This window comes from Nocardia sp. NPDC056000, assembly GCF_042269265.1.
Classification (GTDB): domain Bacteria; phylum Actinomycetota; class Actinomycetes; order Mycobacteriales; family Mycobacteriaceae; genus Nocardia.
The window spans coordinates 155,637-170,426 of record NZ_JBHJXS010000020.1 but is presented as its reverse complement, the minus strand read 5'-3'; the positions used below and the strand labels follow the sequence as shown (position 1 = coordinate 170,426).

The 14,790-nt window shown below is 70.0% G+C and carries 9 protein-coding genes; 3 read left to right on the top strand and 6 right to left on the bottom strand.

Features of this window, described 5'->3' with window-relative positions; genetic code table 11:
* Positions 1–67: 67 nt before the first annotated feature.
* From ACFC4D_RS43260 to ACFC4D_RS43235, 6 genes are all read right to left on the bottom strand, one after another.
* Positions 68–904, bottom strand: coding sequence for an NRDE family protein (locus ACFC4D_RS43260; protein ID WP_376072302.1), 837 nt, complete (start codon positions 902–904; stop codon positions 68–70).
* Between the two features lie 149 nt (positions 905–1,053).
* Entirely contained in the window at positions 1,054–2,391 is a 1,338-nt protein-coding gene (locus tag ACFC4D_RS43255; protein ID WP_376072299.1) for a S1 family peptidase, read from the bottom strand.
* A 200-nt stretch (positions 2,392–2,591) separates the two neighbouring features.
* The gene (locus tag ACFC4D_RS43250; protein ID WP_364636311.1) at positions 2,592–3,950 is read right to left on the bottom strand and encodes a S1 family peptidase; all 1,359 of its coding nucleotides are present in this window, start codon (positions 3,948–3,950) and stop codon (positions 2,592–2,594) included.
* Positions 3,951–4,054: 104 nt separating this feature from the next.
* Complete coding sequence (locus ACFC4D_RS43245; protein ID WP_364636308.1) at positions 4,055–5,179, bottom strand: hypothetical protein; 1,125 nt, start codon at positions 5,177–5,179, stop codon at positions 4,055–4,057.
* A 45-nt stretch (positions 5,180–5,224) separates the two neighbouring features.
* Positions 5,225–8,290: a LuxR C-terminal-related transcriptional regulator gene (locus tag ACFC4D_RS43240; protein ID WP_376072296.1), complete on the bottom strand. Its 3,066-nt coding sequence runs from the start codon at positions 8,288–8,290 to the stop codon at positions 5,225–5,227.
* A 23-nt stretch (positions 8,291–8,313) separates the two neighbouring features.
* Positions 8,314–9,912 carry an Hsp70 family protein gene (locus ACFC4D_RS43235; RefSeq protein ID WP_376072293.1) on the bottom strand — a complete coding sequence of 533 codons (1,599 nt, stop codon included), beginning with the start codon at positions 9,910–9,912 and terminating at the stop codon, positions 8,314–8,316.
* 318 nt (positions 9,913–10,230) lie between these two features.
* Between ACFC4D_RS43235 and ACFC4D_RS43230 the strand changes: the two genes are divergently transcribed.
* The 3 genes from ACFC4D_RS43230 to ACFC4D_RS43220 form a co-directional block, all read left to right on the top strand.
* Entirely contained in the window at positions 10,231–11,964 is a 1,734-nt protein-coding gene (locus tag ACFC4D_RS43230; RefSeq protein ID WP_376072290.1) for an IniB N-terminal domain-containing protein, read from the top strand.
* Between the two features lie 108 nt (positions 11,965–12,072).
* Positions 12,073–13,869, top strand: coding sequence for a dynamin family protein (locus tag ACFC4D_RS43225; RefSeq protein ID WP_376072317.1), 1,797 nt, complete (start codon positions 12,073–12,075; stop codon positions 13,867–13,869).
* Between the two features lie 111 nt (positions 13,870–13,980).
* The coding region (locus ACFC4D_RS43220) for a dynamin family protein (protein ID WP_376072314.1) at positions 13,981–14,790 on the top strand (810 nt) is incomplete at its 3' end.

Sequence of the window (14,790 nt, the reverse complement as noted above, 5' to 3'; positions counted from 1 at the left end):
CCCACTCGTTGGGGGCGGGCCGTTCGCGTTTTCGCGGCCGGGCGCGCCGAGCCTGTTCGGACCGGGGTCAGGCGGGGAGTTCGAGGCGGCCGTGGAAGGACACCGTGCCCTTGCGCCGCGCGAAGCGGCCGAAGGTGCGCTCGGTCATCTCGAAGCGGCCGTCCTCACGCACCAATAACACCGTGCTGCACCGGGTTCCGTGCAGCGGATGATTGACGAAACGCGCCGAGGACACCCGCTCGGCGAACGTGCCCAAACCGGTGTCGGGTAGTTCGGCGGCGGGGGCGCGATGCTGATCCGCGAGCACCGCGAGATAACCGGCCGCGTCACCGGGATTCGATTCCACCACCCTGCGTAGCTCCTGGACGCCCTCGCGCACCTTCGGCCAGGGCGGAGTATCGGTTTCGGTGCTCAGCTCGCCACCGGGCGGCAGGGACGCCGCGAGCGCGCCATTGGACAGTCCGTGGAAGCCGGGCCCGAGCTCATGCGGGCCGAGTCCGCTGCGATTGCCGTGCCACCACAGGGTTTCCAGATCCGAGACCACCAGGTTGTAGCCGTTGTAATCGTCGGGGGCGGCGGCGATATCGCGCACGAACTTCTCCGAATCGGCATCGCCGCGCAGGAAATCCATCAGCAGGGCCCCGCGCGAGCGCGCGTCGGCGCGCGCCTCGTCCGGTCCGCGCACATTGGTGACCGCGGCGAATCGAGGTGCCTCCCGGCTCAATCCGAGCCAGGTGCCCGGAACCGGCCCGGCCGCGCCGAGATCGCGCCCGGCCAGCAGACCGGGCACCTCATCCCACCACCGCAGCGATTCGGTTGGGCGGGAGAAGAACTCGTCACGGTTGGCGGCGACGATCAACCGGTACTCCGGATGCGCCCGCCAGCCGAGCAACACCAAACACATGACTCCAGCATGCCGGAAGATCGCTCGCGGCACGCCCGCCTTCGGGTGCCCCAGCGCTGCCAGAGCCACCCCGTGCACCGCCATGGGCGGGCATGGCATGCGAAAGGGCCGGTAGCCCAATGGCTACCGGCCCTTTCAGCTGCTCATGCTCAGTTGGTGCGGACGCGCAGTCCCGGGTTGTCCGACAGGACCGTGCTGATCGGCTGGGCGAACAGCTGGGGTGCGTTGCCGGTGATCAGGCCGATCAGGTTGGGGATCTCGCAGATCGGGTAGTCGGCGACCGAGGAGGCGCTGGAGATGCCCAGGGCCAGGGTGCCGGTCACGATCGGGCCGCCGCTGTCGCCGGGCAGGGCGCAGATATTGGCGGAGAAGCTCTGGGTGAGCTGGTGATCGCCGACCTGCACGGTCTGATCCACCGCGTTCACCACGCCGCAGCTGAAGCCGGTGCGCGAACCCGACTTGCAGACCGGCGCGCCGACGACCGGCACGGCCACACCGGTGATGGCCACCGGCGCCGCGTTCGGCACGCGAACCAGGTTGTTGGACAGGCGATCCCGCGCGCCGTCGGCGACCGAGATGATGGAGTAGTCCTGCGCGCCCAGAATCGACTTCTGGAAGCTGCCGAGCTGGGTGCCGATGTGATCGCTGCCGACCATCTCGAACACGCCCGGCGAGTTGGCGCCGCCGGTGGCCGGAATGTTCGGGTTGCAGTGTCCGGCAGAGATATTCACGACATTGTCGTTGCGATCGAGGCCGTTGAAGCCGAGCGAGCAGCGCAGCGACATGCGACCGGCCACCGACGCGTAGGCGTCACCGGCGGCCAGCGGGCCGTTGCCGTTACCGGCGATGGCGCTCGCCTGCGGCAGGTTCGCGTCCTCGCCACCGGTCGGCGGCACGGCCATCACGATGACGCGGGCCGGGTCGACGAAGCTGGGCAGCGCCAGGCCGGGCTGATCCACCCGCACCGCGATGCTGTTGTTCATGGTGTCGACCGCCACGCCGCGCACGGCCTTGGAGACCGCGTCGGGCTGGCCCTCGAGCCACTTCTGGAAGGCGTTCTTCTCGCCGCGCAGGGTGGCTTCGCTCTTGGCGACGTCCTTGACGGTGAATCCGGCGTCGGCGGCGGCCTTGCGGGCGGCGTCGATACCCGGGCCGTCGGCCAGCGCGACGACGGCCTTACCGGCCTCGTCCAGCCAGGAGCCCGCGAAAACCTGCGGGAACTGGCGCTGCGCGGTGGTGGAGAAGGCGGCCACCTGCTGGGCGAGGGTGGCGCGGTTCAGATAGTCCTGCGGGGAGATCTTGAGGTCGCGCGTGATGGCGGCGACCAGCTCCGCGGGCAGATCGGGAGTCGCGGGCTCCGCGTGTGCGCTTACCGCCACCGGTCCGGCGATCAGCAGCGCACTGGCCGCGATCGCTGCTGAACGGACAAGGGACCGTGGCCTGCGGCCCACGGGCGGCGAGGAATTGCGCATACGTGGCAGGAGCATGAGCCGACTATATGGTGTCGGGACCGTTATGCCTACTTATTGCCGCGTGGCTGTGCGGAATTTGCGGGTGTTTCACTTCGGCGAGTTCGCGACTTCGCACGCCCGCTAACGCCCTGTCCGGGCCACTCGCTCCGATGACTCGCCGGGCCGCCGAACACCTGCGTGTCGCGGCCCGGTCCGAGTTCGTCGAGTGTTCAACTTCAGTTCGTCTTCGGGCTGGTGCGCACCTGAATGCCACTGCCCAGGGCGCCACCGGAATTCGCGTCGATATCCGCCAGGATGGCGCGGACCGGAATGCCGAGTGTCGCGGTTCCACCGTACTGCGCGAGCTGGGTATTGGCCTCGTTGCAATTCGGCGCGTCGGCCGCATTCGATCCACTGGTGATGCCGAGCGCGAGCGTGCCGGACACGATCGCGCCGCCGCTGTCACCGCCCAGGGTGCAGGCGCTGCTGGCGAATCCGCGGACCGTCTTGGACTGGCCCTCGGAGGTGAACAGCTGCGTCTCCACCCGGTCCGCCACCACGAAACCGCAGGTGAACGTGGATGACTGGCCCGACTTGCAGATCGGCGCGCCGGTGATCGGATCGGCGGTGCCGGTGATGGTCAGCGTGGTGCCGTTGGCGCCGCGCACCGAGGGCTGATCCATGCCCGCGCGCACCGCGGTGTCATTCAGCTTGATTACCGAGTAGTCCAGCGCATTGCCGCCGCCGAGTTGTGAACGGACGAAACTCCCCAGCGGTGGGGAGGCGGTCAGATTGCGAATATTGGGCAGATACACATCGGCCGCCTGATTCGACTTGCCGATATTCGGATTGCAGTGCCCGGCACTGATGTTCAGCGCGTTACCGGCGGCATCGACACTGTTGAATCCGAACGAGCAGACATCGACGCTCTGCAATGACGAATCATTGAGCGAGGTGGGCGCGCTGATATAGGTGTCGCCACCCATCGGGCGGCGTTCCACCGGACCGCCGCTGTCCGGTGAGAGCACCACCTTGATATTCGCGATCAGGGTGGGCAGATTCAGCAGGTGCCCGGCCGGGGTGTTGGCCACGCTCAGCACCAGCTGGCTGTTCAGGAAATCGATCGCGACCGAATTGATGGCGCCGGAGATCTCGCGCGGCAGGCTGGTGATCCAGCTGTTCAGCTGATCCACCGACCCTTCCAGATTGTCGGCGCTGATCGGGGCCAGCCGGGTCTGGTAGCCGTCGGCCGCGACGATCTGGGCGGCGTCGAGGGAGGTCACCGCGAGCACCGGCTTACCGTCGGCCCCCATCCAGGCGCCGGCGAAGTCGTCCGGGCGCTCGGCGCGGAAATCCCTTGCGTAGTTACGCAATTGCTGTGCCTTCGCGGCGCGGTCCAGGTACTCGGCCGGCGACATCTTCAGATCGCGCTGGATCGCCTGGACGAGTTCGGCCGGAAGTTTGTCCGCGGCAAGCTGATCGACAGGTTCCGCACTCGCGGGAATCGCTGCGAACAAGGGGCCGACTAGGACGGTCGAGGCGAACGCGACGGTTGCTGCTCGGACCGCGGCGCGGCGCGCCATGAACTTGCGCATGGAGTCCCTTCGTAGTGCACCAGCAGACCGACTATCCCGTTACATGACGGAACATCGGTCAGCGCACCACTTTAGGGCACAAATCACAAAAGGGGGTTACGAACTCATCCCGGAACCTGCGGCCACGGATCCTCGAACACGGGCGGCGTCGGGAACGACCACGTCGGCACCGGCGGGTACTGGTAGTACGGCGGTTTGGTGGTCGTCGTCGGCGGCGGAGTCGTGGGTCGCGTGGTGGTCGGCGTCGGCTCCGGGGTGGTGGTCGGCGGCGGCGTCGTGGTGGGCGGGGGCGCGCTGGTGGTCTGCGAATCGACCGAATCAGCGGGCGGCGGAGGCGCTTCCGACGCGGGCGGCGGTAGCAGCGGCGGAATCGCGCCGGCGGTGGCCGCCGGTTGATTCGCCACCTCACCGCGCGGGGGTCCGGGCGCGGAATCGTCCTGCCGCAGTACCGCGGCGACCCCCAGGCCACCCAGCAGCAAACCGATCACGGCGGCGGCCGCGGCGATGATGTACGGACCGCGACTCGCGCTCTTGCGGGGGCGGACGATCGGCTGCTCGGCGGTGATCGGGCCGACCGACTGCTCCACCGAGGTGGCCGCCGGCATCGCCGCCGAATACGCCTGCAACAGCGGCAGCGCGTTCGGCAGCGCGGGCAGGATATCGGTGACATCGGCGGCGTTCTGGGTGCCCGCGTCCGGATCCGGCGGGGTCAGCCCGGCGGGCGTGGCCAGCACCGCCGCCAGCGCCGCGCGAGCCGCGTTGTGGGCGAACGATTTTCCGGTATCGCCCTCGGGCTGCGGCAGATCGCGCTCACTGACCAGCACCACCGACTTCAGGCCCAGGTAATCCAGGGCCTCGCGCAGCGCCTGCACATTCTCGTCCGGCCAGCCCGTGGGATGGGTCGCGTAGAACTCGGCCGGGCCGTTGAGTTGATCGGCGGCCAGATTGATGAGGCAGAAGGCGGCGGTGGCCATCAGATCCTCGGCGCGATACGCCTCGCCCTCGTCCACCGGCATACCCGCCGGATCGCCGACGGCCGCCACGAAACCACTGATCGCGTGCGAATTCTCCGGTATCGAATCGCCACCGAGGACCGCGTCGCCGTCATCGGACATGTGCAGGATCGACTCGCGCACGATGTAGGTCACCGGGAGTGCGGCGTCATCGCCGGTGACGACAGCGACGACCGATTCGTCGTCTGCTATCCGCAGGCCCACCCCAGTGGCCATGTCCATTACCTCACTAGGTGCGTCCGAGTCCTCTCCGCGCCGAGGTCATACGAGGAGGGAACCGTGACCCATGGCGCGGAGCATTGACAATAACTCCGAACGCGAGCTCGCACCGATCCGACGCCGTATCCGGGCCACATGGTGCTCCACCGTTTTCGCGGAGATATAGAGGCGAGCCCCGATTTCCCGATAGGTCAAGCCCAGAAGTACAAGCTCGGCGACCTCCCGCTCCCGTTCACTCAGGACGGTATCGGTGTGCGGTTCCGGGCGCACCGGCGGGGCGGTCGGAACGGGTGTGCGCACCGGCGCCTCCGGGGGCCGCGACTGCGCGCGCACCGTGCGCGCCAGCTTCAACAGGGCGGTCGCGGTGCCCGCGTCGGCCGCCGCCAGGGCCGCCTCGCTCGCCAGCCGCGCCGCATCCCAGCGCAGGCCCAGCCCCGCCAGCCGGGCGACGGCGGCCTGCACCGGCTCCCGCTCCACCTGACCGCGCAGCACCAGCACCCAGGTGCGACCCGCGTCCGCCAGCGCGGCGGCCTGCGGATCGCCCGCCTCGGCGGCGGTCTTGAGCCGATGTGCGTGCGGCAGCAGCTCATTCGGGCTCTCATGCGCGAGGGCGGCCTGAATCGCGTACCAGTGGAAGGCGTTCGACCACGCGGGCGGATCGCCCAGCCCGCGCAGCAACTCCCCGGCGGCGGTCACCAGCGCGGCGATCCGGGCCTCATCGCGCAATCTGATTCCGGCGAGCCACAATTCACCGATCGGCAGCAGCGCAAGCAGATCCGCGCCCACCTGATCGAACAGCGGATAGGCGGCCCGCCACGCCACCGTCAGCGCGGTGTGATCCCCGGCGCGCCGGGCCAATCCGACGATCACGCCGTGCGCGAGCAGTCGGTCCCGCGCATCGAGACGCGTCAGATCGAGACCGTCCAGCGCGGTGGCGGCGGACTGCTCATCCCCGCCCAGCATTGCCACCCACGCGGCCAGTACCGCACCCTGCGGGCTCCGGACCGAACCGCGTAAAGCGTCTGCGGCCCTGCGTGGTTCACCCATGCTCAAACTCAGCAGCACCGCGATGGACACCGCCGAACAGGGCAGAAATCTGTCCCCGCCGTGCTCGCCCGGGGCGACCCCGGAATGCGCCGCGTGGATCAGCGCCGAAGCCGCCGCGACGGCCGCACTCCGCGCCGCGTCCACGCCACGCACCTGTGCGCGCCGCACCGGCGGGGTATCCCGCAGCGCCGCGAACCCGGCGGTATCGATCGCCCGCGGCGTGGTGGTCGGCGGTGCGCCGGTCGCGGATCGGCCCGGATACCCGGCGGCCCACTGTGTTTCGCCCAGATAGTTGCCGACTCTCGTTCGGTCGAGGTGCTCGGTGGCGGCTGCGGGGTTCGCCGCCGGGGGATGACCCGCTTCGGGCCGGTCGTCGCGCACCGGCTGGGTGCCGAACGGGTGTGTCGGGCCGCCGTTGTTCGTCCCGGGACCGTTGTCGTCGCCGGTCACGGCGGGCCAGGGGCCGCCGGAATGCGTTGCGGCTGCCGGATAACCGGTCATGCGCGGCTGGATGTTGCCGGGGGACGGCGCATCTCGTCGAATGGGCGCGGCGGTCGGCTGGGGCGCGGATGCTCCCGTGGCCGAAGCGGTGGTCGTGCCCGTGCGTGCGGCGAAGGCCGCGGTTACGGCGGGGTCGGGGCGCAGGCTCGGCAGCGGCGGTGCGGGTGCGGGTTTGGGGGATTCGGTGGAACCGGCGAGGGCGTGTGCGATGAGGGCGGCGCGGGCCGTCGCCTCGGTGGGGGGCCAGTTGGCGGCCGAGGCGGACAGGGCGCGGGCGGCGGGGGCATCACCGGCCAGGTGCTGGACGGTGGCGGCGACGGCCCAGTCCGGGCCGACGCGGTCGGGGCCGAGCCAGGTGTAGAGCTGGGCGGCGCGGGCGGCCAGGCCGCGGCGGGTCCAGACGCCCGCGCAGATGCGGACGGCGGCGGCCAGATCGGCGGGGGAGGAGTTGCGAGCCAGGACGGGTTCGGCCAGGCGCAGGGCGGTATCGCAATCGCCGGTGCGGGCGGCGGCGTCGGCCCAGCGCAGGGCGATGGCCTCCGGGTTCGCGCCCGCCGCCGCCGCGGCGGCGTAGTGGCGGACGGCTTCGTCGCCCGCCTTTTCGGCTGTGGCGCAGAGGAATTCGGCGAGGCGCGGATCGCGGACGCCGGATTCGGCCATCTGCAGGGCGGTGTGATCGCGGAGCAGACCCGCGTCCAGGCGGGCCTGCAGCAGGCGGCGCTGCACCGCCAGCAGACGCCGGTCGCCGACCAGGGTGCGCAGCGGTGCGATCGCGGGGGCGAGCAGCAGATCCGCGTCGGTGATCAGGGCGCTGGCGCGGGCGCGGTCGACCAGATCCTGTGCGGCCGCGGGGGTTATGTCCAGTACCTCGGTGAGTTCGCCGGTGTCCAGGCCCGCACCGATCGCCGCCACCACGTAGGCGTCGAGCAGTTCGGGGTCGGCGTCGTCGAGGCGGGCACGCGCCCAGGCCGCGACCGCATCGTCGACGGCTGTCATTCCGGCGTCGAGGCGGGTCGCGCAGGCGGCGATGAGGGCGGCCACCACACCACCGTGGATACCGGCGGTCTGGCGGTGGATGTGCTGCGCCAGACCGCGCGGCACCATCATGCCCAATTCTCGTGCGAACGGCGCGATCTCGGTGACGCCCAGGGCGCGCAGATCCACCACGCGGCCGCGCCGCGCGATCAGGTCGGTGAGTGCGCGCAACTGTGGATCGTGCGGTCTCGCGCGGGTCGCCAGCACCACCGTGCAGGCCCCGGATTCGATGACGGCGCAGAGCGTTTCGTACTCCGTCGCGCTCAGGCCGAGTGCGTCGTCCACCACCAGCGCGGCCGGGCCGCGGTCATCGCGATCGGGTAGTGCGTCGGCCGGATTGTCGGACACGGTGACACCGCGGCCGCGCAGCCGCGACCGGATGGCGGTCAGCAGGATGGATTTGCCGGTGCCGGAACGGCCGCGGATCAGATAGCACCGGGGTGCGGAATCAACGGAGTCCAGTTCCCGGAAGATCTCGCGCGCGCAGGGCAGGGAATCGAGTGCGACTGGGGGATTGGCTATCACGGGGTACCAACTCTCATCCGCCGTCAGTTGGGCAGGATCTTGGGCACGGACGGGACGGTCAGCTGGCCCGGATCGGGGAGCGAGATCGACGGCGGCGCGATCGCCGGAATCGTCGGAAGTTGCTGGGGCACACCGGGAGCGGGTTGCGGCGCGGGCGAATTCTGCTGCGCCGGAGCGGGAGCCGCTGCCGCCGGAGCCTCGGCCGTCGTGGTCGGCGCGGGAGCGCCGGGCGCGGTGCTGCCCGGGGTGTTGGCGCGAGCCTGCGTGGTGCCCGGATGCAGTGCGGGCACCGCCTGCCCGCCGGTATTCACCGCCGTGCCGGGCGCTTCCAGCGCCGCCGCCGACGTCGCGGGTGCCTGTGGCACAGGCGATTCCGACGGCGCGGACTGCGCGCCCGTTCCCATGGCGAGCGTGCCCGTCGCGAGCGCCGCCACCGCGATAGCGGCCGCGCCGATCACCGCGACCCGCCGCCAGTGCGCGAAACCGGTTGGTGGTTCCGTTGGTGGAAGCGGCGGTAGTAGCGGAACCCGTTCGTCCGCCTCGTGGCGGGTGGGCAGCTCGGCGATGGCGGGCTGAGCTTCGGCCGTGTCGTGGCGGGTGAGCAGTTCGGCGATGGCGGGCTGGGCTTCGGTCGCGGTGGTGTCGGCGATCAGGTCGGCGGCGAGCAGGGCCGCGCCGTGTGCGCTCAGGTGCGCGGGATCGGTGGCGGCCGCGACCGGAATACCGAATTCGGTGGAGAGCACCTCGGTGACCAGGGGGATCGCCGCGCAGCCGCCGGTGAGCAGGATGCCGTCCACATCCTCGATGGTGAGTCCGGCGCGGCGCACGGCCTCGCGGACCAGATCCGTCGAGGTGAGCAGCGGGCCGCGGAACAGGTCTTCCACCTCATCGCGGACCAGGCGTACGTCGATCGCTCCGATTCCGGGCAAACGCACCGGAACCATAGTCGCGGTATTTTTGGAGAGCGTTTCCTTCGCCATTCCGCAACGTACGCGCAAACCGGACAATTCTCGTTCCACGGCCGGGTCGAAAGGATCGAAATCCTTTTCCCCCACCGCGAAAGCCAGCACATAGCGGGTGAGCAGCAGATCGAATTCCGCGCCCGCCACCGCCGTCGAACGCACCGGTTCACCGAGCATGCCGGACAGTGCGCCGGTGCGGGCCAGGGAAACCGTCAAACCCGTTGCGCCCAAGTCGTACACGATCATCGCGCCGTCATGGCTGGACTCGTGCACATCCTGCAGCCAGCGCATGGCGGCGGCGGGTTCGGGCACCAGGGCCACGCCATCGAGTCCGGCGGCCTGCAGCGCGCTGCGCTGCACCTCCACCGTGTGCTGGGTCCACCAGGCCGGATAGCAGCACACCATGGCCGCGGCGGGGCCGGAGTCGTCCACGGCTCGGCCGACCGCCGCGGCCACGAGATCCGCTGCGCGCACAGCGGATCCGTCTCGCATCCGAATGTCCACCGGATCCCCCACCCGGGCCAGCAGACTCTCCGGAACCTCATGCTCCGCACCGAGGCGACTCGGCCGGACGTGTATTTTTCGCTGTCCCCCGGAAGACGTCACGGCGACCGTATTCGACGACCCGACGGTAATGCCGAGCGCCATCCCCTGACTCATTCGAGATCCCCTGTCGATTCGAAACACGCGACGGGTGAATCGCGTGCTGCTCGAAAGCTGTTCAGTCCGATTTGTACGAAAACGGTGGTGCCGGGCCGGTTGACCCATGGGTGCTGTCGGTTGCTGGGGGATCGTCGTTACCGATTCCCACCCAGGTGTGGGGAAATACCCCTAATGGCCACAAACCCCCTATTGGGGCAACACGCCCAAGTGGGGGGCGACTCCCCGTTTCGGCGTAACGGGTGGCGTTCCTAGCGTGAAAGGCAAGTCGAGCAGGGCGGGCCAACCGGGCCCGCCGCACCCAGGAGACGATTCGCCATGAGCCCCAACGCAATTCTCGAGTTCATCCTCAACCTGCTGCGGGATCACGAAGCCGCCGTCGGTTATTGCGCCAACCCGGCCCAGGCCCTCGCCAACGCCGGACTGGAAAACGTCACCCCCGAGGACATCACCGCCGTGGCACCCATGGTCGCCGAATCCGCACTGGTTGCCGGAGGTTCGCAGCTGTCCGCCATCATCGCCGCGGGCTGCGGCGGCGAGGCCACCGGAACCGGTGCGGGCGGGCTGAATGGTTCGTCCGGTTTGAACGGTTCGGCCGCAGTGAACGGTGCGGCCGCTGTGAACACAGGTGCCGGTGTGAATGGTGCCGCAGGGGTGAACGGCTCGGCCGCCACCGGCACCGCCGTGAACCTCGGCACCGTCGCCGCCACCGATATCTGCCTCACCGGCGACGCCGGGTCCGGCCTGGAACTGGGCCTCTCCACCGGCATCGACGCCGCCGTAGACGCGGCCGCCAACCTCGGCACCGGCCTCTCGGTAGGTCTCGGCGGCGCGCTCTCCTCGGCGGCCTCCGCCGCCACCGGCCTGGAAGCCAACCTCTCCGGCGTCATCGGCACCCAAGCCGCCGCCGACCTCTCCGGCGCCCTCAACGGCGCGATCGGCACCGGCGCGAACCTCGAACTCGGCCTCCAATCCGCCGTCTCCGCCGCCACCCAGGCCGGTGCCGCCCTCAACGGAGCCGTCTCCGGCACGATCGGCGCGGGCGCCAGCCTCGAAACCGGCCTCACCACCGGCGTCGACGCCGCCATCAACAGCGCCCTCGGCGCGGGCGCACAGCTCGGCGGCGGCCTGGGCGCCGGACTCTCCACCGGCCTCGGCGCGGCAGCGAACGCGGGCGCACAACTCGGCGCGGGCCTGGAGACCGGCCTGAACGGCGCGGTCGGCGGCGGCGCACAGCTCGGAACCGACCTGGGCACAGGACTTTCCGGCGGAATCAACTCCGCGATCGGCGCGGCCACCAACGTGGGCGCGCAGGTCGGCGGCGACCTCGGCGCGGGCCTGTCGACCGACCTCGGCGCGGCCGCAAACGCCGGTGCCCAGCTCGGCGCGGGCCTGGAGACCGGCCTGAACGGCGCGGTCGGCGGCGGCGCGAATCTCGGCGCACAACTCGGACGTCAGCTTGGCACAAGTCTTTCCGGTGGCATCGATTCCGCGGTCGGTACGGGCGCGAATCTCGGTGGCGATCTGTCGGGTGCTGTGCATAACGCCGTCGGGGCGGGTGCGGGGCTCGAGACCGGGCTCAATGGTGCCGTGGATGGCGGGTTGAATGCCGGTGCGCAGCTTGGAAGCGGTTTGGAGACAGGGCTTTCCGGGGCGCTGAATGGGGCTACGAGCGGTGCGGCGCAGTTGGGGGCCGGGTTGAGCAGTGGCGTCGACTCTGCCGTTGGGGCCGGTGTGCACGGTGGGGGTGACCTCGGGGCGGGGGTAACCGACGGTGTGGGCGCAGGGTTCTCCAGTGGGGTGGGGACCGTTGGTGATCTCGGTGCGCAGGTGGGGAGTGGGCTGGATGCGAATGTGCACGGTGTGGGGGATGTGGGGATCGGGGGCGGGGCCAATCCTTGGGCGGGGGTGGATGTTTCGCAGGCGTTCGGGGAGGGCGTGCATGCGGGCGGTGTGGATGCCGGGCTGTATGGGGATGGCGGGGTGAATGCCGGAATGGAGCTGGGGACGCATCCGATGGGGGACATCATCGGGGACATGCTGCATTCGTGACGGTTCGGCATTGATTGCGTTGGCGGACCGCGCCTTTCACGAGGTGCGGCGATCGGAACTGTGAGGACTGGCGTGACTGGGATCGTGGCGGCGCAGCCGCTGGCCGGAATGTTGGGGGAGGCGATCTCGGTCGCGCGGGAGGCGGGGCGGGGGGATTTGGCCGGGCGGCTGGAGAACGTGGCCGCTCGGGTGCGCGATCCGCGGCGGCGGATCGTGGTGTGCGGGTTGGGGAATCAGGGCAAGAGTCAATTCGTGAACGCGCTGCTCAACCTGGAGATCTGTGCCGTCGGAGATGATGCGACGACCATGGTGACCACCACGCTCGCCCACGCCCCCGAGGCGAATGCCGCGCTGGTGGTGACCGCCGCCGACGGGGAGACCACCCGGATTCCGGTGCCGATCGAGGCCATCGGCGCGGGGGTGACGCGGTCGCAGTACGCCGAAGGGCGAGCGGTGCTGCGCGTGGAGATCGAAGCGCCGAATCAGCTGCTCGCCGATGGCATCGTGATCGTCGATACGCCCGGCATGGGTGCGCACGGCGGCAGCGGGGCGGCGCTGGGGGCCGCCCCAACTGCGGACGCCGTGCTGATGATCACCGACGCCTCCACCGAATTGACCGATCCGGAGGTGGAATTCCTGCGGCAGGTGCGCGAATTGTGCCCGGCCGTAGCGGTATTGGTCGGCAAGACCGACCTGTACCCGCACTGGCGGCAGGTGTTCGAGGCAAATGCGGAACATCTGCGGCGCGCGGGCATCGAGGTCCCCATGCTCGCGGTGTCCTCGGTACTGCGCACGCACGCACTGCGATTGCAGGATGCCCAGCTCGGACTGGAGTCCGGATTCGGCGGGGTATTCCAGTTCCTGCGCGATCACGTGGTGGCCCGGGACCAGGCCGCGCTGCAACAGACCGTCGCCACCGATATCGGCTCCGCGGCAGAGCATTTGGCGCTTGCCCTGGGCAGTGAACTGGTCGCCCTGCGCGATCCGGAGCGCGGTGCAGCCGCGGTCCGCGAATTGCGTTCCGCCAGAACGGCCGCCGAGGAACTGCACAAACGCACTTCGGTCTGGCAGTTGACGCTGTCGGACGGCATCACCGACCTGGTCGGAGATGTCGATCACGACCTGCGCGACCGATTGCGGGACATCTCCCGCACCGCCGAGGAATGGATCGACGACAACGATCCCGGCCGCCACTGGGACCGCATGGAGGAGTGGCTCACCGGCACCGTCGGCACCGCCGTCGGCGACAATCTGCTGTGGACCCGCACGCGCGCGGTGAAACTCGCGGAGAAGGTCGGCGCGCATTTCACCGAACTCGGTGCGGTGGATCTGCCCGATGTGCGGGAAACCTTGGACGGCAATGCCTCTCGCGCCGGATCCTGCACGCTGTCGGATCTGGAACCCGATCTCGGCCTCGGCCACAAACTGCTGGTGGGCGTGCGCGGCTCCTACGGCGGCGTGATCATGGCGGGCATGGTCGGCACCATGGCTGGACTCGCGCTGATCAACCCGCTGTCCCTCGGGGCGGGAGTCCTGCTGGGCGGCAAGGCTTTCCGTGACGATAAACAGGCTCGCCTGGCCAAACGCCGCGCCGACGCCAAGGTGGCGGTGCGCCGCTACCTCGACGATATCGCCTTCCACACCGGCAAGGAGACCAAGGACCGCCTGCACCGCATTCACCGCCTGCTGCGCGACCATTTCACCGCCATCGCCGACCGCACCCTGCGTTCGCTGGACGAATCCCTGCGCGCCACCCAGGAAGCCGCGACTCTCGAATCCACCCGCCGCGCCGACCGCATCACCGCCCTGGAGCGCCGCCTGCACACCCTCGCCGATCTCCGCCGCCGCGCGAACCTCATCCTCGGCCCCGCACCCACCCCCACAGCACTTCCCCAGGGTTCCTGACCACAATTCGTCTACCGGACCCGGTGCTAACGCCGAGCCCGGTTCCGCCGAAAGGCTGGCGATGCGTGGAGGTGCGAAGTGGTTCGAGAACATGAGCCGGTGCGATATGACGTGGGCACGGCCGGCTACGGGGTCGGAGCCGAGACCCGCGGTCTGCTGGCCGCGGCCCGCCGCGCCTTCGTGCAGCACGGCCGGGTGCGCGCCCAGCTCGAGGAATGCGTGCGCCGCCTGGACGAACCGCTGCGGGTCGCGCTGGCCGGACAACTCAAAGCAGGCAAATCAACCCTGTTGAACGCCCTGGTCGGCCAGGACATCGCCCCCACCGACGCCACCGAATGCACCCGCCTGGTCACCTGGTACCGCAACGGCCCGTCCCCGCGCGTCACCGCCTACGCGACCGACGGCGCGCGAGCCGATGTGGTGGTGCGCCGCGGCCGCGGCGCGGAGGGCCTCCCGGGCGCCCACGGCCTCACCTTCGACCTGTCGGCCCTGCGCTGGAACCCGGGCCAACTCCGCGCCGCCGAGCATCCTGCGCACCAGGGTCGGGCCGGCGAGGTTGGGCACCATACCAACCCGGGCAGGGAGGTCGATCACCTCGCGGTGGAGTGGCCGTCGGAGGAATTGGCGCAGACCACGATTATCGATACGCCCGGGATCTCGTCGCTGTCGCGGGATGTGTCGGCGCGAACCTCGCATCTGCTCGCGCCCGGTGGGAACAGCGTGGAGCTGCCCAATGCCGACGCGGTGGTGTATCTGCTGCGGCGGCTGGACAATTCGGATGTCGAGTTTCTCGAACGGATCAGTACGGCGTCGGCCGCGCAGGGCACGGCCGGGGGTGGGACCAGCGCTCCGCTCGGGGTGATCGGGGTGGTGTCGCGGGCGGATGAGATCGGGGCGGGGCGCATCGACGCGTTGAATTCG